Source organism: Pseudomonas sp. D1-36, assembly GCF_051132205.1.
In the GTDB taxonomy this organism is placed as follows: Bacteria; Pseudomonadota; Gammaproteobacteria; order Pseudomonadales; family Pseudomonadaceae; genus Aquipseudomonas.
On sequence record NZ_CP071674.1, the window covers coordinates 3,647,508 to 3,671,051 of the forward strand.

Sequence of the window (23,544 nt, forward strand, 5' to 3'; positions counted from 1 at the left end):
TCAAGATGTCATTGGCGGACCAGCCGATGGTTCGGCAATTGCACCTCGTCGGTGCTGCGATACGGATTGATGTCCAGCCCACCACGCCGCACATACCGCGCATACACCGTCAGTTTCTCCGGCTTGAGCAAGCGCTGCAGGTCTAGGAAGATCCGCTCCACGCACTGCTCATGGAAATCCGAGTGCTGGCGAAAGCTGACGATGTAGGCCAACAAGCTCGCATGAGCCAACGCAGCGCCGCGATACTCCACCGCTACGCTGCCCCAATCCGGCTGGCTCGTCACCGGGCAGTTGGACTTGAGCAAATGGCTGTGCAGGCTTTCCTCGACGATGCGCGAGTCATCGCAACGCAACAGTTCCGGGCGCGGGTGCTCATAGGAATCGACGCTGATGTCCAATTCGTCGATGCACGCACCGGGCAGCGCCACGATGCCTTCGTTTTCCACATCCTTGAGACTGCGGATCCGCACACCCACTGGCTTGCCGGCAGCCGCCGAAAGGTCCTGGCGCAAGGTCGCTTCCAGGCTCGCGGTGTCGGTGAATGGGGTCTGATTCAACGAGTTCAAGTAAAGCTTGAAGGATTTGGACTCGATAATGTTCGGCGAATCCGCCGCGATGGCGAACTCGCCGATGGCCACCACCGGCTTGCCGGAAGGCAACAGCCAGGACAATTCGAAGCAGTTCCAGAAGTCCACGCCTTTGTACGGCAGGGTCTCGGCCGTCAGGCCCAGCTCCGCCCACTTCGCGGCGCGCGGAATCGGGAACAGCAGTGACGGCGTGTACGTGGCAATGTATTCGCTGGATTTGCCCAGCGGCGAATGTTCGGCTGCGGGATGCATGACGGAAACCTGACTGAAGAATCAGCGGATTCTATCAGCCTTTGCCGCAGCTTTTAGTGCTTACTTACTGACTGTCAGCTCGCCCCTCATGCCAGCCTGGTAATGGCCGGGAACATTACAGGCGAATTCCAGGCGCGTGGCCTTGCTGAAGGTCCAGGTCAGCTCGGCGGTCTTGCCCGGCTCCACCAGCACGCTGTTGGGATCATCGTGGCGCATCTTCGCCTCGCCGTGGCCCATGGCGGCATGATCCAACCCCGGCTTCATCGTGGTCGGCATCAACTGGCCGCTCTGCTGCATCTTGAGCATTTGCTTTTGGTGCTCCACGTGCGTTGCAGCGTTGCCGAGGTTGAACTCATGAAGCAGCTGGCCTTTGTTGATGAGTACGAATCGAACCGTCTCGCCGGCCTTGACGCCCAGCGCACCGGGATCGAACGTCATGTCGCCCATCACCACATCGATGCTGCGACCGGCCTTGGCCGCTGGCGCAGGCTGACCGAAATCAAAATGGCCCGGCGATGCCCACGACAGCGCACTGAGGGTCAATGCGCAAACAGCCAGGATCAAGCGTACTCCCATCAACATGTCCATACTCCAGTCAGATTCAGCGTGTGGGAAAATCCATCGTCGCAGGCCTGCCAGTCGGCTTACAACTCGATTACAACTTTGTCAGGTTGTGCCACGAACCCGCCTGCCGGACTCAATCCCGGTGGCGAGGGAGCTTGCTCCCGCTGGAGGGCGAAGCGCTCCCAAAATCCAAACGCTGCTTATCATTTCGATGAGTGAGATTTTTGGGCTGCGGCGAAGCCCAGCGGGAGCAAGCTCCCTCGCCACGTAAGCCGGTTCAGCCTCAAGAATACCGCAACGCCTGCGCCGGTTCGATCTTCGCCGCGCGCCACGCCGGGTACACGGTGGCGAGGAAGCTGAGGATGAACCCGGCAGAACAGATCAGCACCACGTCGCCACGCTGAAGCTCAGACGGCAGGTTGCTGACGAAATACACATCGGAACTGAAGATGTGCTGACCGCTGACCCGCTCCAGCCAACCCACCAACTCACTGACGTTCAACGCGGCGATCACGCCCAGCACGCCGCCAATGAGCGTGCCAACGATGCCGATCACCGTTCCCTGGACCATGAAGATCGCCATGATCTGCCGCGGCGTGGCGCCGATGGTGCGCAGGATGGCGATGTCGGCGCCTTTATCGTTCACCACCATGATCAACGTGGCGATGATGTTGAACGCCGCCACCGCGACGATCATCAGCAACAGCAAGCCAATCATGGTCTTTTCCATTTTCATGGCGCTGAACAGGCTGCCCTGGGTGTGAGTCCAGTCGTCGGCCTTGTAGCTGGCGCCAAGACCGGTGGCGATATCACCCGAGACTTTCGGCGCCGCGTACAAGTCCTTCACCGCCAGGCGCACGCTTTGCACCTGGTTCGGCTGCCAGTGCTGCATCTGCGCGGCGTCAGCCAGGTGGATCAGCGCCATGGAGCCGTCCAGCTCGGCGCCGACCTTGAACACGCCGACCACATTCAGCCGCTGCATCCGTGGCGTGATGCCGCCAGGCGCTGTGCTGACTTCCGGCACGATCAGGGTCAGTTTATCGCCCACGTTCAGGCGGAAGCGCCGGGCAGTGATCTCGCCGATCACCACGCCAAACTCCCCCGGTTTCAGGGCGTCGAGACGGCCCTGGACGATGTGCTGGGCGACGATGGAAACCTTGCCTTCCTGGGCCGGGTCCACGCCGCTGATCTGGATCGGCTGCATCGAACCTTTATGGCTCAGCATGCCTTCCATCTCGGTGAACGGAACGGCCGCGAGGACTTCAAGATTTTTCAATGCGGCGGCTGCCACTGGCTGCCAGTCATCGATCGGGTTAACGCCAACGATGGTGGCGTGCGGAACCATGCCGAGGATGCGCGAACTCATTTCGCGCTGGAAGCCATTCATCACCGACAACACGACGATCATCGCCAGTACGCCAAGGGCGAGGCCGATCATCGATGTCATGGAAATGAACGAGACAAAACGATTGCGGCGCTTGGCGCGGGTATAGCGCGTGCCGATGAAAATCGATAACGGTCTGAACATTCGTTGGGCACCGTATGAAAATAAAAGACCCGGCGCTTGCGGCAAGCGCCGGGTTTCGGTCGATCAGATGGGCGTCAGGCAACCTTCCTGCAAATGCAGGACGCGGTCCATCTGGCGGGCCAGGTTCATATCATGGGTCACCACCAGGAACGCTGTGCGCATCGAGGTGCTGAGCTCCAGCATCAAGTCCTGGATGCCCTGGGCGGTGTGGGAATCGAGGTTGCCGGTCGGCTCGTCGAGCATCACCAGGCCGGGCTTGTTGACCAGGGCGCGGGCAATCGCCACGCGCTGGCGCTCGCCACCGGACAGTTCGGCCGGCTTGTGCTCCAGGCGATGCCCCAGCCCTACCCGCTCCAACAGTGCAGTGGCGCGCTGACGGGCCTCGGGAATCGCCGTGCGACCGATCAACAGCGGCATGCAGACGTTTTCCAGGGCCGTGAACTCGGGCAGCAGATGGTGGAACTGATAGACGAAACCCAGGGAACGGTTACGCAACAGGCCGCGGGCTTTCTCATTCAATGCCGAGAGTTCTTCGCCCGCCAGCCAGACACTGCCGGCGGTGGGCGTATCGAGGCCACCGAGCAGGTTCAGCAAGGTGCTTTTGCCCGAGCCGGAAGTTCCGACGATCGCCACGCGCTCGCCGGGATGCAGCTCCAGCTGCAGGCCCGACAACACCACCACCGACTCCGGGCCTTCCTCGTAGGATTTGCCCAGGTCGCGGCAACTCAAGATTGCTTTTTCACTCATGCCCGACTCACTCATAACGTAACGCCTCCGCAGGCTGGGTGCGCGCGGCACGCCAGGCTGGATACAGGGTGGCGAAGAAACTCAGGATCAACGCGGCGCCGCAGACCATCAACACGTCATCGGCCTGCAATTGCGAAGGCAAGTAATCGATGAAGTACACGTCGGCGTTGAGAAACTTGTGCCCGATCAGGGTTTCGAGACCGGCAATCGCGGCGCTGACATTCAGCGCGGCGAACATTCCGACCAGGGCCCCGACGAACGTACCGATAACGCCGATGACGGTGCCCTGGACCATGAAGATGCGCATGATCTGCCCCGGCGTGGCGCCGAGGGTACGTAGGATGGCGATATCGCCTTTCTTGTCGTTCACCACCATCACCAGCGTCGAGATGATGTTGAACGCCGCCACGGCGACAATCAGCAACAGCAGCAGGCCGATCATGGCTTTTTCCATGCGGATCGCCTGGTACAGGTTGCCGTGTGTGCGGGTCCAATCGCGGGCGTAGTAACGGTCTTCGCCGAGTTGCTGGGCAATGTTCCAGGCAACACGTGGCGCCTGGAACAGGTCATCGAACTTCAATCGCAGGCCTTGGACCTGGTCCGGTTTCCAGCGATGCAGGCGGGCGAGATCCTGAAGATTGGTCACGCCCAGGTAGCCGTCCAGCTCGCCGGCGCCGACGTGGAAGATGCCTACCACGGTAAAGCGTTTCATGCGCGGGAACATGCCGCCCGGGGTGACGGTGACTTCCGGCGCGACGAAGGTCAGCTTGTCGCCGATGGCCACGCCGAGCTTGGCCGCGGCTTTGTCGCCGATCACGATGCCGAAGCTGCCTGGCGCCAGGTCGTCGAGTTTGCCCTGCTTCATGAAGTTGTCGATGATCGACACCTGCCGCTCCAGCCCGGGGTCGATGCCGTTGAGCAAGACCTTGGAAACCTTGCCGTCGTTGGTCAGCAGCCCCTGCATCTGGGTGAAAGGCGCCACGGCCAGCACCTGCGGGCTCCGCTTGACGTTGGCGGCCAGGCTCGGCCAATCGCTGATGGCTTCGCCGGTTTCGAGGGTCGCGTGAGGCACCATGCCCAGTACGCGGGTGCGCATTTCATGATCGAAGCCGTTCATCACCGACAACACGACGATCATCACGACCACGCCAAGGGCCAGTCCGATGATGGACGTCAGGGAAATGAACGATACGAAATGATTGCGACGCTTTGCACGGGTATAACGCGTGCCGATGAATACGAAGAGAGGTCTGAACATGTCGGGGCTTGTTCGGAGGGAAAAGGAACGTCCTTGTGGCGGGGGTCACAAACCAGCTTTACACTCAGACCACCGCCGCTACCATGGGTTCGCCATGTCGACATTAGATGAAGAAGATCGCCGCGAATACTACCGTATCGAGGACACGATCGCACTGGAAATTCGGCCCCTGTCCGTTCCTGAAGCCGCCAGCCAGGAAGTGTTGCAGGATGAGTCCCCATTGTTCAATCTGCTCAGCGAATTGCACCTGAGCGAATTCGAGTCACAGCACCTGTTGCGCCAGATCAGCGAGCGCGAACGCAGCATCGCCGCCTACCTGAAGGCCATGAACAAACGCATCGACTTGCTCAGCCAGGTCATCGCGGTGACCGTGCTTGGCGAAATCGGCGAACCACAGCCTGTGATCATCTCCGAAGGCGGCATTGATTTCCAATACCCCTCCCCCGTTGCGGTCGGCGCGCACCTGTCGATCAAGCTGGTGCTGATGCCCCAGGCCCTGGGCCTGTTGCTCCGAGCCCGCGTCACGCATTGCGATCCCAAGGGCGATGGCTACGACGTGGGAACAGAGTTTGAACACCCGACCGACGCCCAGCGCCAATTGCTGGCCCGCTACATCCTGCAAAAACAGGCGCAAGAACGGCGCCTGGCGCGGGAACTGAACGAATCTGGCATCAATAAGGAAGAACCGTGACCCTCATCTATGGCCACCGCGGCGCCAAGGGCGAAGCACCGGAAAATACCCTCACCGGGTTCCAGGAATGCCTCAAGCACGGCGTGCGCCGTTGCGAGCTGGACTTGCACCTGTCCATGGACGGCGAGTTGATGGTGATCCACGACCCGACCCTCAAGCGCACCACCGATCGCAGGGGCAAGGTCGTCGAACACACCGCCGCCGAACTGGTGACCTACGATGCGCGCAAAGGTGGCCCAGGCTGGATCAAGCCGTGCCCGATTCCACGGCTGGAAGAGCTGTTCGAGCAATGCGATTTCGAGCACTGGCAACTTGAAGTGAAAAGCGCGTCACGCACCCGCGCCGCCGCGACCGTGCTGGGCATTCGCGAGATGGCCCAACGCTTCGGGCTGCTGGATAAGATCACCATCACCTCCAGTTCCCGGGAAGTGCTCAAGGCGGCCCTGGACCTGACCCCGGACATTTCCCGCGGACTGGTGGCCGAATACGCCTGGCTCGACCCGTTGAAGGTCGCCCAGAGTTATGGCTGCGAGATTCTGGCGCTGAACTGGACCCTGTGCACGCCGGAACGCCTTATCAAGGCGCAGCGCCAGGGGCTGCATGTGTCGGTGTGGACGGTCAACGAGCCCGCGCTCATGCGCAGGCTCGCCGACTTTGGCGCTGACAGCCTGATTACAGACTTTCCCGGTTTGGCCACTGCCACCCTCGAGAATTGCTGAAATCGGTCTCCCCGGCCGGCTCAGGCCACCGGCCGGAGCCGCTCAAAAAAGCCGGTTGAGCCCGTCATAGGCGGCTACCCGATAGGCTTCAGCCATGGTCGGGTAGTTGAACGTGGTGTTCACGAAGTATTTCAACGTGTTCAGTTCGCCCGGCTGGTTCATGATCGCCTGGCCGATGTGAACGATCTCCGACGCCTGATAGCCGAAGCAGTGCACACCGAGCACTTCCAGCGTCTCGCGATGGAAGAGGATCTTCAGCATGCCTTGCGGCTCGCCGGCGATCTGTGCCCGCGCCATGCTCTTGAAAAAGGCCTTGCCCACTTCATAAGGCACCTTGGCCTGGGTCAGTTCCTGCTCGTTCTTGCCGATCGAGCTGATCTCCGGAATGGTGTAGATGCCAGTCGGTACATCGTTGACGAAGCGCCAGCTGCCGTTGTCGACAATACTGCCGGCGGCCGAACGGCCCTGGTCGTGGGCGGCACTGGCCAGGCTCGGCCATCCGATCACATCACCGGCACCGTAGATATTCGGTACGCAAGTGCGGTAGTTCTCGTCGACCTCGATCTGGCCACGGCTGTTGACCTTTACGCCAATGTTCTCCAGGCCCAGGGTGTCCGTGTTGCCGGTACGGCCGTTGCACCAGAGCAAGGCGTCGGCCTTGATCTTCTTGCCAGACTTGAGGTGCAGGATCACACCGTTGTCGACGCCTTCCACGCGGTCGTATTCCTCGTTGTGGCGCACGGTAATGTTGTTGTTGCTGAAGTGGTAGCTCAAGGCCTGGGAGATTTCCGAGTCAAGGAAGCTCAGCAACTGGCCGCGGTTGTCCACCAGCTCCACCAGCACGCCCAGGCCGCTGAAGATCGAGGCGTATTCGCAACCGATCACCCCGGCGCCGTAGACGATGAGCTTACGTGGGGTGTGACCCAGGCTCAGGATAGTGTCGCTATCGTAGATACGTGCGTGGTTGAAATCGATATCAGCCGGACGATATGGGCGCGAACCGGTAGCGATGATGATGTGCTTGGCCACCAGCTTCTCGACCACGCCATTGCCACAGACTACTTCGACAGTCTGCTCGTCGGCGAAGCTGCCAGTGCCGAAGAACACATCGACACGGTTGCGAGCGTAGTAGCCGGTACGCGAGGCCACTTGCTTGGAGATCACCTTCTCGGCGCTCTTGAGCACGTCCGGAAAGGAGAACCAGCGCGGCTCGCCGATGGCCCGGAACATCGGGTTGGTGTTGAACTGCATGATCTGCCGGACCGAGTGACGCAAGGCCTTGGACGGGATGGTGCCCAAGTGGGTGCAGTTGCCGCCGACCTGCCGACGGCTGTCGACCATCGCCACTTTGCGCCCTGCCTTGGCAGCGTTCATTGCCGCGCCTTCCCCAGCAGGGCCGGAACCCAGTACTACCACGTCGTAGTTGTAGACAGCCATGCGTACTCCTCAGAACAGGCCGCGATGCCACGCTTGGCACCGACGGCTAAATCATGCCGACCGGCGGCATGAAGGAACAATTTGGGGCCGGTTCACGCGCCCGGCCACAGTCTATAGAAGCGTCAACGCCGCGCACATTACCCCTTGGTCGCGTCGTAGGCTAGGGGGCGTTCTCAATTAGTTTCCCCACCGCGTTGTGGGTAAATTAATTGAGAATGCCCCCTTTGCCTGCGCTATTTCGCCACGGGAGCCTTTCAGCACCCTGTCATTGCATGACACTGATCTCAAGTACGCTTGGATCATGTGGCGAGGGAGCTTGCTCCCGCTGGGGTGCGTAGCGCCCCCTCCATTTTTGTGAGCGCTTCGCACTCAAGCGGGAGCAAGCTCCCTCGCCACGGTAATTCCACTTCAATGATCATTGGTTTTTTCCACGGGTCATCCGTTCAAAGATGTCGTTGGTGCGGCTGACGAAACGCTCCCCATCCCGCAATACGAAAAATACCCCGACGCCATGTTCCTGGGCATAGTCCCAACCTCGTTCAGGACCGAGAATCAGCAACAGCGTCGATAGTCCATCGGCCATCATCGCCGAAGGATGAATCACCGTGACGGACGCCAGGTTGTGTAGGACCGGCGCACCAGTACGCGCATCAAAGGTGTGGGAATAACGCTTGCCGCCCTGCTCGAAGTATTTTCGGTAATCACCTGACGTTGAAATCCCGTAGCCGTTGACCTCGATGACCCGCTCCGCCACTTGCCGGTCGTCCCGTGGTTCTTCCAGAGCGATGCGCCAGGGCGAACCATCCGGCTTGCGCCCGATAGCCTTGAGTTCACCGGTAGCTTCGGCCAGGTAGCTGTCGATGCCCAGGGCCTGAAGCCTGGCGGCGATGCGGTCGACGGCGTAACCGGCCGCGATGCTGTTGAAATCGACTTCCACCGCGGCGTCCTTGCACAGTTGGTCGCGCTCAATGCGCAGATGTCTATGACCTACGCGCTGACGAGTTTCGGCCAGGGCCTCGGCGCTCGGCACCTGTTCTTCCCGGGACTGCGGACCGAACCCCCACAGGTTCAATAAAGGCTCAACCGTCAAATCGAAGGCGCCTGCGCTTTGCGAGGAGAGTTGCTCGCCCGCTCGGATCAGCTCGAGCACTGGCTCCGGCATCACTCGGCAACTATCAGCAGGCATCGTATTGAAACGCTCGATGTCCGAGTCACTGCGATAGGTGGACAACTGTCTATCTACTTCGGCCAGGATCTTTTCCACCTCGCCCTGCACCACTTTCGGACCGGGGGTAGCGACATGCCTGACGTACTGGATGGAATAGCGGCTGCCCATGGTCGGGCCGTCGAAGCGCTCCAAGGTGTCGCCGTTGCCGCAAGCGGATAACACGCCAGCAAGCATCACACCCCCTATCCATCGTCCAGTTAACAAATCTTCATCTCCCGACAAAACCGCGCCAGCCATTATGGGCTACAGACACGCGCAAAAAACCTGTGGGAGCGAGCTTGCTCGCGGCGGCGGGGGCTCATCGACAATGCGCTACCTGACACACCGCTATTACGAGCAAGCTCGCTCCCACAGGGGCTACAGCGTTTTCATACAAGATTTGCCAAAGTGGGTACTTAACCATGTCTTCCAACACGAGCAACGGCAAGGCGATTTTCCGCGTCGTCAGCGGCAACTTCCTCGAGATGTTCGACTTCATGGTCTACGGCTTCTACGCCACGGCCATCGCCAAGACATTTTTCCCAACAGACAGCGCCTTTGCCTCGCTGATGCTGTCCCTGGCCACGTTCGGCGCGGGATTCCTGATGCGTCCGCTGGGCGCGATTTTCCTCGGCGCCTACATCGACCGCCACGGCCGCCGCAAAGGCCTGATCATCACGCTGGCGATGATGGCCGCCGGCACGGTGCTGATCGCCTGCGTTCCGGGCTACGCCACACTGGGCGTGGCGGCACCGTTGCTGGTGTTGCTGGGTCGATTGCTGCAAGGCTTTTCCGCTGGCGTGGAGCTGGGTGGGGTGTCGGTGTACCTGGCGGAAATTTCCACGCCAGGGCGCAAGGGCTTTTTCGTCAGTTGGCAGTCCGCCAGCCAACAGGCCGCGGTGGTGTTCGCCGGTCTGCTGGGGGTCGGTCTCAATCATTGGTTGAGCCCCCAGGAGATGGGCGAATGGGGCTGGCGCGTGCCGTTCCTGGTCGGCTGTCTGATCGTACCGGTCATCTTCGTGATTCGCCGCTCCCTGGAGGAGACGGCTGAATTCCAGGCCAGAAAACACCGCCCTACCTTGTCAGAAATTGTCCGCTCCATCGGTCAGAACTTCGGCATCGTATTGGCAGGCATGGCGTTGGTAGTGATGACCACAGTGTCGTTCTACCTGATCACGGCTTACACACCGACCTTCGGCAAGGCCGAATTGAACCTTTCGGACCTGGACGCGCTATTAGTCACCGTGTGCATCGGCTTGTCGAACTTCTTCTGGCTGCCCGTGATGGGCGCGTTTTCCGACAGGATCGGGCGTAAACCCCTACTGCTCGGTGCGACGATGCTGGCGATCCTGACCGCGTACCCAGCACTGTCCTGGCTGGTGGCGAACCCCAGTTTCAGCCATCTGCTGATCGTCGAGTTGTGGCTATCGTTCCTGTATGGATCCTACAACGGCGCAATGGTCGTGGCCTTGACGGAAATCATGCCAGTCGAGGTGCGTACCACTGGTTTTTCCCTGGCCTATAGCCTCGCCACCGCGACCTTCGGCGGATTTACCCCAGCGGCCTGCACCTACCTGATCCACGTGCTCGGCAACAAGGCCGCACCGGGAATCTGGCTCAGCGGCGCGGCGGTGTTGGGGTTGATTGCGACCTTGGTGCTGTTCAAGGGTAACCGGCATGAGCTGCGGACCGCCCAAGCTTCTGCCGTTAGTGGCGCCTGACAAATCCCAGGCAAAAAAAACGCCCCGACAAGTCGGGGCGTTTTCACAAGCAGTTAACGCTTAGCGCGGGAATGCAGGCGGATTCACATCAGCCATGTCTTCCATCACGCGAACCACCTGGCAGCTGTAACCGAACTCGTTGTCGTACCAGACGTAAAGGACAACACGATTATCCTGGACGATGGTCGCTTCTGCGTCGACGACACCGGCGTGGCGGGAGCCAACGAAGTCGGTGGACACCACTTCCTGCGAGTTGACGAAGTCGATTTGCTTATGCAGATCGGAGTGCAGCGCCATGTAGCGCAGGTAGTCGTTCATCTCTTCGCGAGTCGCGGCTTTCTCAAGGTTCAGGTTGAGAATGGCCATCGACACGTTCGGCGTCGGCACGCGGATCGCGTTACCGGTCAGCTTGCCGGCCAGCTCAGGCAGGGCCTTGGCTGCAGCAGTGGCGGCACCGGTCTCGGTGATGACCATGTTCAGCGCGGCGCTACGACCACGGCGATCGCCCTTGTGGAAGTTGTCGATCAAGTTCTGGTCGTTGGTGTACGAGTGAACGGTTTCGACGTGACCGTTGATGATGCCGAACTTGTCGTTCACGGCCTTGAGCACCGGCACGATGGCGTTGGTGGTGCAGGACGCGGCGGAGACGATCTTGTCGTCAGCGGTGATTTCGTTGTGGTTGATACCGTGAACGATGTTCTTCAGCTTGCCCTTGCCAGGCGCGGTCAGGACAACGCGGTCGATACCCGGGCACGCCAGGTGCTGGCCCAGGCCATCGGCGTCACGCCATACGCCGGTGTTGTCCACCAGCAGCGCGTCCTTGATGCCGTACTGGGTGTAATCCACCTCGGTCGGGTTCTTCGCGTAGATCACCTGGATGAGGTTGCCGTTGGCGGTGATGGTGTTGTTTTCTTCGTCGATGGTAATGGTGCCATTGAACGAACCGTGGACCGAATCGCGACGCAGCAGGCTGGCGCGCTTGGTCAGGTCGTTCTCGGCGCCTTTGCGCACGACGATGGCACGCAGGCGCAGGCCGTCTCCACCACCGGTTTTCTCGATCAGGATGCGCGCCAGCAGACGACCGATACGGCCAAAGCCGTAGAGCACGACGTCAGTGCCTTTGCGCGGCGTAGCGTTCTGTTGACCAACCACATCGGCCATTTCTTCGCGAACGAACTGCTCGGCGTTACGGCCATTGCCTTCGTTACGGAATTTGAACGCCAACTTGCCCAGGTCCACCGAAGCCGCGCCGAGCTTGAGCTCGCTCATGGCCTTGAGCAGGGGGAATGTTTCGTGGACGGAGAGTTCGCTGTCGTCGGAAGAACGGTGGCGAGCAAAGCGGTGGGCCTTGAGGATCGCGATGACAGACTGGTTGATCAGGCTGCGGCCATAGATCGAGCTCACCACATTGTTATTGCGGTAGAGCTGACCGATGAGAGGGATCATCGCTTCTGCGAGTGCTTCACGATCAATCCATTCACCAAGACACTGGTCGGGCTTCTGAGTCACGGTAACCTTCCACATGTAGGGGCTGAAAAAAGGGGCTACATTATGCCGCCGAGTCCTCTGCGGAGCAATGCGCGCCCGTCGCGCCGTGGTTTTGCGTTCTGACAGAGTAGTCCGCGACTGACAGCCGGGCACTTCCCCCGCTACAATTGTCGACTTTGTCGCAACGCTGGAGCTCAACCTTCCGTGCCCGTTCTGCGTCTTCCGCTTCTCCCTGCCGCGGCAGGTAAACAGCACTGGGGCAACCTGCCCGGTGCCGCCCTGAGCCTGGCTATCGCCGAGGCCGCCAGCGCTGCAAAGCGCTTCACCCTGTTGTTGACCGCCGACAGCCAGAGCGCCGAGCGGCTGGAACAGGAGCTGGGTTTCTTCGCCCCGGATTTGCCAGTGCTGCATTTCCCGGACTGGGAAACCCTGCCCTACGACCTTTTTTCGCCGCACCAGGACATCATTTCCCAGCGTATCGCCAGCCTCTACCGGCTGCCGGAGCTCAGTCATGGCGTTTTGGTAGTGCCGATCACCACAGCCCTACATCGCCTCGCACCGACTCAGTTCCTGCTGGGCAGCAGCCTGGTGCTGGACATCGGCCAGAAGCTTGACGTCGAGCAGATGCGCAGCCGGCTCGAGGCCAGTGGCTATCGCTACGTCGATACCGTTTACGAGCACGGTGAGTTCGCGGTCCGTGGCGCCCTGATCGACCTCTTCCCGATGGGCAGCAAATTGCCGTATCGCATCGACCTGTTCGATGACGAAATCGAGACCCTGCGCACTTTCGATCCGGAAAACCAGCGCTCCATCGACAAGGTCCAATCGATCCGCCTGTTGCCCGCCAAGGAATTCCCGCTGCAAAAAGACGCGGTCACCCGGTTCAAGGCGCGTTTTCGCGAGCGTTTCGACGTGGATTTCCGCCGTTGCCCGATCTTCCAGGACCTGAGCAGCGGAATCACGCCGGCCGGCATCGAGTATTACTTGCCGCTGTTCTTCGAAGAAACGTCCACGCTGTTCGATTATCTGCCCCAGGATACCCAGGTGTTTTCCCTTCCGGGCATCGAGCAGGCGGCGGAAAACTTCTGGAACGATGTACGTAATCGCTACGAAGAACGTCGTGTCGATCCGTCTCGCCCTTTGTTGCCGCCTGCCGAGCTGTTCTTGCCGGTGGAAGACTGCTTCGCCCGCCTCAAGAGTTGGCCCCGTGTGGTGGCGAGCCAGCAGGACGTGGAAACCGGCGCCGGGCGTGAACGCTTCCCTGCCAAGCCTTTGCCGGACCTGGCAATCGAAGCCAAGGCCACGCAACCGCTGGCGGCCCTGGCCGGTTTCCTCGACGGTTTCCCTGGCCGTGTGCTGTTTACCGCCGAGTCCGCGGGCCGCCGCGAAGTGTTGCTGGAGCTGCTCGAACGCCTGAAGTTGCGTCCGAAGACCGTCGACAGCTGGCCTGACTTTGTCGCGGGCAAGGATCGCCTGGCGATCACCATCGCACCGCTCAACGACGGCTTGATCCTTGACGATCCGGCCTTGGCCCTGGTGGCTGAAAGCCCATTGTTCGGCCAGCGTGTCATGCAGCGTCGTCGCCGGGAAAAACGCGCCGACGCAGCCAACGACGCAGTCATCAAGAACCTCACGGAACTGCGTGAAGGCGCGCCGGTGGTGCACATCGACCACGGCGTGGGCCGCTACCTGGGCTTGGCGACCCTGGAGATCGAAAACCAGGCCGCCGAATTCCTGACCCTCGAATACGCCGAGGGCGCGAAACTGTACGTGCCGGTGGCCAACCTGCACCTCATCGCCCGCTACACCGGCAGCGACGACGCCTTGGCCCCGCTCCATCGCCTGGGCTCGGAAACCTGGCAGAAAGCCAAGCGCAAGGCCGCCGAACAGGTGCGCGACGTGGCAGCGGAATTGCTGGATATCTATGCTCGCCGGGCCGCACGCGAGGGTTATGCATTCGCGGACCCGAAAGCCGACTACGAAACCTTCAGCGCTGGCTTCCCCTTCGAAGAAACCGTCGACCAGCAGGCCACCATCGAAGCCGTGCGCGCCGACATGCTCGCGCCCAAGCCCATGGACCGGCTGGTGTGTGGCGACGTGGGTTTCGGCAAGACCGAAGTGGCGATGCGTGCTGCGTTCATTGCCGTGCATGGCGGCAAGCAGGTGGCGATCCTGGTGCCGACTACCCTGCTCGCCCAACAGCATTACAACAGTTTCCGCGACCGCTTCGCCGATTGGCCGGTGACCGTGGAAGTGATGAGCCGCTTCAAATCCGCCAAGGAAGTAAACGCCGCCGTGGCCGACCTGGCCGAAGGCAAGATCGACATCGTCATCGGCACGCACAAGCTGCTGCAGGACGATGTGAAGATCAAGAACCTCGGGCTGGTGATCATCGATGAAGAGCACCGTTTTGGCGTACGCCAGAAAGAACAGCTCAAGGCCCTGCGCAGCGAAGTCGACATCCTGACCCTGACCGCCACGCCGATCCCGCGCACATTGAACATGGCCGTTTCAGGCATGCGCGACCTGTCGATCATCGCCACGCCGCCGGCCCGGCGCCTGTCGGTGCGCACATTCGTCATGGAGCAGAACAAGAGCACGGTCAAGGAGGCCTTGCTACGCGAGCTGCTGCGCGGCGGCCAGGTCTATTACCTGCACAACGACGTGAAGACCATCGAGAAATGCGCCGCCGACCTGGCCGAGTTGGTGCCGGAAGCACGCATCGGCATCGGCCACGGACAAATGCGTGAGCGCGAGCTCGAACAGGTGATGAGCGACTTCTACCACAAGCGCTTCAACGTGCTGATCGCCTCGACCATCATCGAGACCGGCATCGACGTGCCAAGCGCCAACACGATTATCATCGAGCGCGCCGACAAATTCGGCCTGGCCCAGTTGCACCAATTGCGTGGCCGGGTCGGACGCAGTCACCACCAGGCCTACGCCTACCTGCTGACACCGCCGCGCCAGCAGATCACCCCGGACGCGGAAAAACGCCTGGAAGCCATTGCCAACACCCAGGACCTGGGCGCCGGCTTCGTACTGGCCACCAATGACCTTGAAATCCGTGGCGCTGGCGAGTTGCTTGGCGATGGCCAGAGCGGGCAGATCCAGGCAGTGGGTTTCACCCTGTACATGGAAATGCTTGAACGGGCGGTCAAGTCGATCCGCAAGGGCGAGCAACCGAACCTCGACCAGCCCCTCGGCGGCGGCCCGGAAATCAACCTGCGGGTGCCAGCGCTGATCCCCGAGGATTACCTGCCGGATGTTCATGCACGCCTGATCCTCTACAAACGCATCGCCTCGGCCACCGACGAGGAAGGCCTGAAGGACCTGCAAGTGGAGATGATCGACCGCTTCGGCCTGCTTCCGGAGCCGACCAAGAACCTGATACGCACAACGCTGCTCAAGCTCAAGGCCGAGCAATTGGGCATCAAGAAAGTCGACGGCGGCCCCAACGGCGGCCGGATCGAGTTCGAGGCGCAGACCCCGGTTGATCCGCTGGTCCTGATCAAGCTGATCCAGGGCCAGCCCAAACGCTACAAATTCGAAGGCGCCACGATGTTCAAGTTCATGGTGCCCATGGAACGCCCGGAAGAGCGCTTCAATACCGTAGAGGCGCTGTTCGAGCGCCTCAATCCGACCACTGCTTGAAGGACGCCCAATGCGCCTGTTTCGCTCCTTGACGTTGTTGATGACGCTGATCGCTCCCCTGGCGGTTGCCGACGACTTGTACCAGGTTGAAATGATTCTAGTCCGCCAGAATGCCGAGCCGGCCATTATCAGCCGCGCCGCGCCGGAGGACTGGGACGCCGGCGCACAACGCCTGGGCGCGGACAGCCAGCGCACGCCGGCGATGGGCAACATCGTCGAGAAACTCAACGCCAGCGGTCAATACACCGTGCTGATGCACAAGGCCTGGCAACAGAACCTGGGCGAACAGGGCAGCAAGATTGCCGTCAGTGATGGCGCCGAGCAGTTCGGCCAGTTTCCCATCGAGGGCACCCTGGAACTGAAACTGGGCCGTTTCACTGACGTAGACGCCGACTTCTGGATCAACCAGATCGACGCCAATGGGCTGGTCACGGCCAGCGAGCGCTTGAAACAACAGAGCCATACCAAGAACGGCCAGCTGAACTTCCTCGATAACGGCCACCTTGGCTTGTTGATCAAGATCACCTCGTTGACTGCGCCTGCGCCTCGGCAGGCACCTGACGTCATTCCAGACTGATCGGCGCGCCCATGCCCTCGCCCCTGAGCAAACCGCTGGCACCTTCCTGGGTCAATCGATTCAAGGAACAAAGCCTGGAGCGTGGGCGCCGATACGCGCTGGAAAACCGCGTGAGGGTCGTCGAGGCCGGCGACAGCACCATCATCGCCAGCTGCGAAGGCTCGGGCGGCAGCGTCTACCGTCAGACCATTCGCCTCAAGGAGTCAGCCAAAGGCACATTGATCCTGCTAGACGCCGCGTGCTCCTGCCCGGTGCGCATCAATTGCAAGCATTGCGCAGCGGTGCTGCTGCAAGTTCAGGAAACCCTGGCCTACCCGGCCGCCGAAAAAGACGCGCAATTGCTGGAAAAGCTCCAGGCAGTGCTGGACAACCGCAGCCCCAAGGCCCCGCCGCAAGTCCTGGTGGAAAACGTGCAGCCGGTGCCACGGCTTTGGCTGGCAAGTGTCGAGTTCAGCGCCTTCGAGCCGCGCAACGGCAAGATGCAGCGTTATATCCAGCACCGCGCCGCCTTGTCCTTCAGTTATCTGGACGAGTACGTCAGCGGCCAGCGCAACACCGACGTACTGATTCGCCAGGAAACCCAGACGCTGCGGATAAAACGCCAGATCGAAGTGGAACAGTCCTACCGTGAGCAGTTGCGAATTCTTGGATTCAAGGTTGCGACCCGACAAAGCAAGGCTCTACCGGAGAGCGCTGGCGAACTGTACGAAATGGTCAACGACAGCGCCTGGCTGACCTTTACCCTCAATGACCTGCCAAAGCTGCGCACCCAGGGTTGGGAATTGCAGATTGATGAAGACTTCGGCTTCGACCTGACGGCGGTGGATGAGTGGTACGCCACGGTCGATGAGACTCCGGAGCGTGACTGGTTCGACCTGGAGCTGGGCATCATCGTCAACGGCGAGCGACTGAGCCTGCTGCCTATCCTGTTGAACCTGATGCGCTCGCATATCGAGCTATTCAACCCGGAACGACTGGCCAGGCGCCGCGATGACGAACTTATCCTGGTTAACTTGCCGCACCGGCCCAACTCGGAATTCGGCCCTCAGCAAGTTGCCCTGCCGTACGGGCGGTTGAAGCCCGTGCTGGCGACCCTCGGCGAGTTCTACCTGCAAGAGCCCGGCACCACCAAACTGCGCCTCAACAGCGCCGATGCCCTGCGCCTGAACCCATTGCAGGACATGCCGCTGCGCTGGGAAGGTGGCGAGCACATACGCAGCCTGGCCCAACGCCTGCGGGACATCAAGGACTACACCGCCACCGCCCCGCAGGGCTTGAACGCCACGCTGCGACCCTACCAGCTCGAAGGTTTGAGCTGGATGCAATCGCTACGACAGCTGGAAGTAGGCGGGATTCTCGCGGACGACATGGGACTGGGCAAAACCCTACAGACCCTGGCACACATTCTCAGCGAAAAAAACGCTGGGCGCCTGGACCGACCGTGCATGGTGGTGATGCCGACGAGCCTGATTCCCAACTGGCTCGACGAAGCCTCGCATTTCACTCCGCAGCTTAAGGTACTGGCGCTGTACGGTGCCGGGCGCAAGAAACACTTCGAGCGCCTGGCCGATTACGACTTGATCCTGACCACCTATGCGCTGCTTCCCAAGGATGTCGAACGCCTCAAGGCGCAGCCGCTGCATGTACTGATCCTGGATGAAGCCCAGTACATCAAGAACCCCACCAGCAAAGCCGCCCAAGCCGCCCGGGAACTCGATGCCAGGCAACGGTTGTGCCTGTCCGGTACACCACTGGAAAACCACCTTGGTGAACTCTGGTCGCTGTTTCACTTCCTGCTGCCGGGCTGGCTTGGCGACGTCAAGAGCTTCAATCGCGACTACCGCGTACCGATCGAAAAGCGCGGCAGCGACGTACGATTGCAACACCTGAACGGTCGGATAAAACCCTTCTTGCTGCGCCGTACCAAAGAGCAAGTGGCGACGGAGCTGCCACCCAAGACCGAAATCATCCATTGGGTGGAACTCAGCGACGCCCAGCGGGATGTCTACGAGACGATGCGCCTGGCGATGGACAAGAAGGTGCGCGACGAGATCACCCGCAAAGGCGTGGCGCGCAGCCAGATCATCATCCTGGAAGCGCTGCTCAAGCTGCGCCAGGTGTGCTGCGATTTGCGCCTGATCAGTGATGCCACCCTGCCCACCCGCGGCAGCACCTCGGGCAAGCTCGACAGCCTGATGGAAATGCTTGAGGAATTGTTCGAAGAAGGTCGGCGGGTGCTGCTGTTTTCACAGTTCACCTCCATGTTGGCGCTGATTGAAGATGAACTGAAAAAACGCGGCGTGGATTACGCCATCCTCACCGGCCAGACCCGAGACCGACGCACGCCAGTGAAGGAATTCCAAAGCGGCAAGCGTCAAATCTTTCTGATCAGCCTGAAGGCCGGCGGCGTGGGCCTGAACCTGACAGAAGCGGACACGGTGATTCACTACGATCCTTGGTGGAACCCCGCCACCGAAAACCAGGCAACCGACCGCGCCTATCGCATTGGCCAGGAAAAACCGGTGTTCGTGTACAAACTGATTGCCCGCGGCACGGTGGAAGAAAAGATCCAGCTGCTGCAAAAAGAAAAGTCCGACCTGGCGGCCGGCGTGCTGGATGGGCGTGTGGCTGGGGATTGGAAACTGCAGAATGAAGACATCGAGGCGCTATTTGCGCCGCTGCCGGACAAGCTGGAGAAGCGCTGAAACTCCTGATTGTGGGAGCGAGCAGGCTCGCTCCCACAAGATCATTCTCCAATAAACCGGACTTTCTAGCCCGCCATCAACACCCGCGCCAGGGTCGACTTCACTTTACCCATTCCGTCATGCAGGGCCTGCTCGATCTCCGCCATGGTAATCACCGCAGTGGATTTGCCCGCCGCCGGGTTCACCACCAGCGCCAGGCAGGCGTAGTCCAGTTCCAGCTCACGGGCCAGCGCCGCCTCCGGCATGCCCGTCATACCGACGATATCGCAGCCATCGCGCTCCAGGCGTGCGATTTCGGCCACGGTTTCCAGGCGCGGCCCCTGCGTGCAGGCATAGACACCGTGACTGCTATAGCCGCAGCCTTCGGCAGCCAGGGCCGCAATCAATTGCTGGCGCAGCGATTCCGTGTAGGGGTAGCTGAAATCAATGTGGGTCACCGCCTCCAGGTCATCGGCGAAATACGTATGCTGGCGACCGCTGGTGTAATCGATCAACTGGTGGGGCACGCAAAAATGACCGGTGCCCATCGCGGCGTGGATCCCGCCGACGGCGTTGACCGCCAGGACCGCCTCGGCGCCCGCCTGCTTCAGCGCCCAGAGATTGGCGCGATAGTTGACCTGATGCGGCGGGAAACGGTGGGGATGGCCATGGCGTGCCAGAAACAACACCTCACGCCCGGCGTATTCGCCAATCTGCACCTCGGCTGATGGCGCGCCGTAGGGCGTCTCCACCGCCAGGGATTGGCGAATGGTCAGGCCTTCCAGCTGGGTCAGGCCGGTGCCGCCGATAATTGCGTAAACAGTCATCGAAACATCCTTAATCAATCAGTTGAGCGGCTTTCAACGCGCCGATCGCTGTCAACCAGCGCGGATCCTGACGGTACTCGGTACTGGCGAAGGCCTGGCCACGCATACGGGCAATCCGCGCCGACGGCGTGACCTTCAGGCGCTGGGCAGCGCTCAAGGCGAGCTCGGCGGCCGCGCGGTCGTTGCAGACCAGCCCCATGTCGCAGCCCGCGGCCAAGGCAGCCTCAATCCGACTGGCGGCATCGCCGACCACGTGGGCGCCGGCCATCGAAAGATCATCGCTGAAGATCACGCCATCAAACTGCAACTCGCCGCGTAGGACGTCTTGCAGCCAACGACGGGAGAACCCTGCCGGGCTGGCATCCACCTGGGGATAAATGACATGGGCGGGCATGACGGCCGCCAGCTTCTTACTCAGCTTGGTAAACGGTACCAGGTCGCAGGCTCGGATCTGTTCGAGACTGCGTTCGTCAGTAGGAATGGCGACATGGGAGTCTGCCTCGGCCCAGCCATGCCCCGGAAAATGCTTGCCTGTGGCCGCCATTCCCGCGGCGTTCATGCCACGGATAAACGCACCTGCCAGCAGTGTGGCGCGCTCGGGGTCGCCTTCGAAGGCACGACTTCCTACCACCGCGCTGCGTTGGTAATCGAGGTCCAGCACGGGGGCGAAGCTCAAATCGAGGCCGACCGCCAGCACTTCGGTGGCCATGATCCAGCCGCACTGCTCGGCCAAGTACTCGGCGTTCGGGTTATCGGCTATGGCCCGCATCGCCGGCAGACGCACGAAGCCTTGGCGCAGGCGTTGCACCCGGCCGCCCTCCTGGTCGACAGCCAACAACAGATCGGGGCGAATGGCCCGGATCGAGGCGCTCAGCTCGCGCACCTGGCGGGGATGCTCGATATTGCGGGCAAAAATGATCAATCCACCCACTTCGGGCTGACGCAACAGATGGCGATCTTCAGCCGTCAGCCAGGTTCCGGCGACGTCCACCATCAACGAGCCTTGAAGGGCACCAGTCATAACAGTTCCTTTTAATAACGAGGGACGCGCGCGATGCTGCATCCGCCACGGCACCGCCAGGCTGAAGGGCCGGCAGACCGCGCGGGCGAAGAATATTGAGACGAATTCAAAAGGAGAATCGGCATGGGCGGCTAGCTTAGCGGATGTAGCCATCCGCGCCCACCCGTGTGCCTATGCCTTGGCGAGCGCCGGCGTCGATTTGCTGCGCGGACGCAGCTGCGCGGCCGCCATTGCTTCATCGGTGACGCCGCTTTCGGCGCGCATGCCCGCTGCCAGGAACGGCACCATCAGGCGCATCACCTGCTCGATCGACGAATTCACGCCGAAGTCGGTCTCGGCGATAGCCCGCAGCGCCTTGATGCCCGACATGCTGAATGCCGCGGCACCGAGCATGAAATGCACGCGCCAGAACAATTCGATAGGTGGTATGCGCGGCGCGGCTTCGTTGACCAGCAGCATGTAGCGACGGAACACCTTGCCGTACATGTCTTCTAGATAGCGCCGCAAGTGCCCTTGGCTCTGGCTGAATGCCAGGCCCAGCAGACGCATGAATATGGAGAGGTCGTTACCGCTGCGTGGCTGGACCACGAGGGCTTGTTCGACCAGGATCTCGAGCAGCTCTTCCAGAGTGGGCTTGACGTCAGGCTTGGCCTGGCGACGCTCCAGCTCGCGATCGAGGCTGATACAGAACGGCCCTAGGAAGCGCGAAAATACCGCTTGGATCAGGGCTTTTTTCGAGCCGAAGTGGTAGTTCACCGCCGCCAGGTTCACCCCGGCCTTGCTGGTAATCAGACGCAAAGAGGTTTCGGCGAAACCTTTTTCCGCGAACAATTGCTCGGCAGCATCGAGAATGCGTTCAACGGTTTCCGACTGGGCCATGGCTACTCCGCCTGACAAACACTTGTTTGAAACATACGTTTCAGCCTGGGGCTTGTCAAGCCTGCCGGGGCATTTTGCGAACGTCCGGTCAGGTATTTAACCACACCTTTGGCGAGCTGTAGCACAGTCCCTGCCAGCGGTTCCATCAACCGTCTGGCAGCCTGGCGAAAAAGGAGGATTGCCAACTGACTCGTACTGTATATAATCCCAGTCACTGTATAAAAAGACAGAGCGATCGATATGCTAAAGCTGACGCCACGCCAAGCAGAGATTCTGGCCTTCATCAAACGCTGCCTAGAAGACAACGGCTATCCGCCGACCCGTGCGGAAATCGCTCAGGAACTGGGTTTCAAATCCCCCAACGCGGCTGAAGAGCACCTCAAGGCGCTGGCCCGCAAGGGTGCAATAGAAATGACGCCCGGAGCATCCCGGGGGATTCGCATCCCCGGCTTCGAAGCCAAGGCCGACGACACCACCCTGCCTATCATCGGGCGCGTGGCCGCCGGCGCGCCTATCCTCGCCCAGCAGCACGTCGAGGAGTCTTGCAACATCAATCCTTCATTCTTTCACCCGAGGGCCGATTATCTTCTGCGCGTGCACGGTATGAGTATGAAGGACATCGGTATCTTCGATGGCGATCTCCTGGCTGTCCACACCACCCGTGAAGCCCGTAACGGCCAGGTCGTGGTGGCGCGGATCGGCGATGAAGTCACCGTCAAGCGCTTCAAGCGCGAGGGCAGCAAGGTCTGGTTGATCGCCGAGAACCCGGAATTCGCCCCCATCGAAGTGGACCTGAAAGACCAGGACCTGGTTATCGAAGGCTTGAGCGTTGGCGTCATTCGCCGCTAAAGGAGGCTTTATGCAATTTCCTCTTACACCACAGCACACACAACTTCCGCTGTTCGAGGCATTCATGGCCCAACCGCTGGTTCCAGTCCTGAACGAGGTCATCGAGTCGCCCTGGAGCGTCGAACCCGAAGCCTTCAGCGAGCTGTCGTTGCGTGGTGCGGCGGGAAATTGCCTGAACCTGCTAGCGCCGATCCTGAGAGAACTGAGCCAGGACCAGGACGCTCGCTGGCTAACGCTGATCGCACCACCGGCCAGCGTAACGCAGGCCTGGTTGCGAGACGCTGGTCTCAATCGCGAGCGAATCCTGCTATTGCAGCCGCGCGGCAGCCAGAGCGCCCAGCAGTTGACCTGCGAAGCGTTGCGCCTGGGGCGCAGTCATACGGTGGTCAGCTGGCTCAATCCCTTGACCGCGACCGCGCGTCAGCAATTGATCAGCGCCGCGCGCACCGGCGATGCACAAAGCCTGAATATTCGATTGGGATAAACGCAGGGCTTCTCCAGGACAGAGAAGCCAGACCAGTCACATTACTTCAAAAGCCGACAAACGGGGATCAATGTAGAACCCGCGGCCCCTCTTCCTTGTTGAATTCGCCTTCAACCAGGCGACCTGCCATCTGGACACCCACGCTGAGCATCGCCTTGGCGACCTCGACATGTTGGCCCTGAAGAAACACCTTGGCATCCTCGGAGAAGTTCAGGGTAACCAGCGAACCCTCGTCTTCAGCCCGGCGCAGCTCAATGCGACCATCAGGAAGTTCGACAATTTCTAGAAAGGACGTAGGCATAAAAGTCTGTTCTCCACGAAAGGCGGGGATTATATAGTCATCGGCCAAGCTTCGCTCAGGATCTTGACC

The 23,544-nt window shown here is 60.8% G+C and carries 20 protein-coding genes; 8 read left to right on the forward strand and 12 right to left on the reverse strand.

What is annotated here, in order from left to right:
- Positions 1-8: 8 nt before the first annotated feature.
- The 5 genes from queF to J3P76_RS16220 all read right to left on the reverse strand — a co-directional run bounded on the left by queF (position 9) and on the right by J3P76_RS16220 (position 4,936).
- Positions 9-839 carry an NADPH-dependent 7-cyano-7-deazaguanine reductase QueF gene (gene queF / locus J3P76_RS16200; protein ID WP_434700975.1) on the reverse strand — a complete coding sequence of 277 codons (831 nt, stop codon included), beginning with the start codon at positions 837-839 and terminating at the stop codon, positions 9-11.
- A 60-nt stretch (positions 840-899) separates the two neighbouring features.
- Positions 900-1,421 (reverse strand): copper-resistant cuproprotein CopI, encoded by a 522-nt coding sequence (gene copI, locus J3P76_RS16205; RefSeq protein WP_434700976.1) that lies wholly within the window; start codon positions 1,419-1,421, stop codon positions 900-902.
- A 265-nt stretch (positions 1,422-1,686) separates the two neighbouring features.
- Positions 1,687-2,931 (reverse strand): lipoprotein-releasing ABC transporter permease subunit, encoded by a 1,245-nt coding sequence (locus J3P76_RS16210; protein WP_434700977.1) that lies wholly within the window; start codon positions 2,929-2,931, stop codon positions 1,687-1,689.
- Between the two features lie 63 nt (positions 2,932-2,994).
- Entirely contained in the window at positions 2,995-3,678 is a 684-nt protein-coding gene (gene lolD, locus J3P76_RS16215; RefSeq protein ID WP_434563292.1) for a lipoprotein-releasing ABC transporter ATP-binding protein LolD, read from the reverse strand.
- 7 nt (positions 3,679-3,685) lie between these two features.
- A complete protein-coding gene (locus J3P76_RS16220) occupies positions 3,686-4,936 on the reverse strand; it encodes a lipoprotein-releasing ABC transporter permease subunit (RefSeq protein ID WP_434700978.1) in 1,251 nt (416 codons plus the stop codon).
- A gap of 94 nt (positions 4,937-5,030) precedes the next feature.
- Here J3P76_RS16220 and J3P76_RS16225 point away from each other — a divergent pair, with 94 nt between their 5' ends.
- Positions 5,031-5,627: a PilZ domain-containing protein gene (locus tag J3P76_RS16225; RefSeq protein ID WP_434563288.1), complete on the forward strand. Its 597-nt coding sequence runs from the start codon at positions 5,031-5,033 to the stop codon at positions 5,625-5,627.
- The gene (locus J3P76_RS16230) at positions 5,624-6,346 is read left to right on the forward strand and encodes a glycerophosphodiester phosphodiesterase (protein WP_434563286.1); all 723 of its coding nucleotides are present in this window, start codon (positions 5,624-5,626) and stop codon (positions 6,344-6,346) included. Before J3P76_RS16225 ends, J3P76_RS16230 begins: the two co-directional genes overlap by 4 nt.
- A 42-nt stretch (positions 6,347-6,388) precedes the next feature.
- Here J3P76_RS16230 and sthA read toward each other — a convergent pair whose 3' ends face one another.
- Entirely contained in the window at positions 6,389-7,783 is a 1,395-nt protein-coding gene (gene sthA, locus J3P76_RS16235; RefSeq protein WP_304553302.1) for a Si-specific NAD(P)(+) transhydrogenase, read from the reverse strand.
- 415 nt (positions 7,784-8,198) lie between these two features.
- Positions 8,199-9,185 carry an FAD:protein FMN transferase gene (locus J3P76_RS16240; protein ID WP_434702043.1) on the reverse strand — a complete coding sequence of 329 codons (987 nt, stop codon included), beginning with the start codon at positions 9,183-9,185 and terminating at the stop codon, positions 8,199-8,201.
- Positions 9,186-9,412: 227 nt separating this feature from the next.
- On the opposite strand from J3P76_RS16240, the gene J3P76_RS16245 reads away from it, so the two are divergent.
- Positions 9,413-10,711 (forward strand): MFS transporter, encoded by a 1,299-nt coding sequence (locus J3P76_RS16245; RefSeq protein ID WP_434610584.1) that lies wholly within the window; start codon positions 9,413-9,415, stop codon positions 10,709-10,711.
- 60 nt (positions 10,712-10,771) lie between these two features.
- On the opposite strand, the gene J3P76_RS16250 is transcribed toward J3P76_RS16245, so the two are convergent.
- On the reverse strand, positions 10,772-12,235 hold the full coding sequence (locus J3P76_RS16250; RefSeq protein ID WP_434700979.1) for a glyceraldehyde-3-phosphate dehydrogenase: 1,464 nt from the start codon (positions 12,233-12,235) through the stop codon (positions 10,772-10,774).
- 168 nt (positions 12,236-12,403) lie between these two features.
- Here J3P76_RS16250 and mfd point away from each other — a divergent pair, with 168 nt between their 5' ends.
- The 3 genes from mfd to J3P76_RS16265 are packed head-to-tail and all read left to right on the forward strand — an operon-like array spanning position 12,404 to position 19,135.
- Positions 12,404-15,853, forward strand: coding sequence for a transcription-repair coupling factor (gene mfd, locus J3P76_RS16255; protein ID WP_434700980.1), 3,450 nt, complete (start codon positions 12,404-12,406; stop codon positions 15,851-15,853).
- Positions 15,854-15,863: 10 nt separating this feature from the next.
- Positions 15,864-16,430: a CsiV family protein gene (locus J3P76_RS16260; RefSeq protein WP_420764675.1), complete on the forward strand. Its 567-nt coding sequence runs from the start codon at positions 15,864-15,866 to the stop codon at positions 16,428-16,430.
- Between the two features lie 11 nt (positions 16,431-16,441).
- Positions 16,442-19,135, forward strand: a complete 2,694-nt coding sequence (locus J3P76_RS16265; protein WP_434610580.1) for a DEAD/DEAH box helicase — start codon at positions 16,442-16,444, stop codon at positions 19,133-19,135.
- Between the two features lie 65 nt (positions 19,136-19,200).
- On the opposite strand, the gene J3P76_RS16270 is transcribed toward J3P76_RS16265, so the two are convergent.
- From J3P76_RS16270 to J3P76_RS16280, 3 genes are all read right to left on the reverse strand, one after another.
- Positions 19,201-19,941 carry an S-methyl-5'-thioinosine phosphorylase gene (locus J3P76_RS16270; RefSeq protein WP_420764677.1) on the reverse strand — a complete coding sequence of 247 codons (741 nt, stop codon included), beginning with the start codon at positions 19,939-19,941 and terminating at the stop codon, positions 19,201-19,203.
- Between the two features lie 10 nt (positions 19,942-19,951).
- Positions 19,952-20,962: a beta-N-acetylhexosaminidase gene (nagZ, locus tag J3P76_RS16275; protein WP_434610577.1), complete on the reverse strand. Its 1,011-nt coding sequence runs from the start codon at positions 20,960-20,962 to the stop codon at positions 19,952-19,954.
- 171 nt (positions 20,963-21,133) lie between these two features.
- Complete coding sequence (locus tag J3P76_RS16280; protein ID WP_434610574.1) at positions 21,134-21,841, reverse strand: TetR family transcriptional regulator; 708 nt, start codon at positions 21,839-21,841, stop codon at positions 21,134-21,136.
- 240 nt (positions 21,842-22,081) lie between these two features.
- On the opposite strand from J3P76_RS16280, the gene lexA reads away from it, so the two are divergent.
- Positions 22,082-22,690 (forward strand): transcriptional repressor LexA, encoded by a 609-nt coding sequence (lexA, locus tag J3P76_RS16285; RefSeq protein ID WP_420764680.1) that lies wholly within the window; start codon positions 22,082-22,084, stop codon positions 22,688-22,690.
- A 10-nt stretch (positions 22,691-22,700) separates the two neighbouring features.
- A complete protein-coding gene (gene sulA, locus J3P76_RS16290; protein WP_434610571.1) occupies positions 22,701-23,174 on the forward strand; it encodes an SOS-induced cell division inhibitor SulA in 474 nt (157 codons plus the stop codon).
- A gap of 67 nt (positions 23,175-23,241) precedes the next feature.
- Here sulA and J3P76_RS16295 read toward each other — a convergent pair whose 3' ends face one another.
- Positions 23,242-23,475 (reverse strand): hypothetical protein, encoded by a 234-nt coding sequence (locus J3P76_RS16295; RefSeq protein ID WP_003183419.1) that lies wholly within the window; start codon positions 23,473-23,475, stop codon positions 23,242-23,244.
- Between the last annotated feature and the right edge of the window lie 69 nt (positions 23,476-23,544).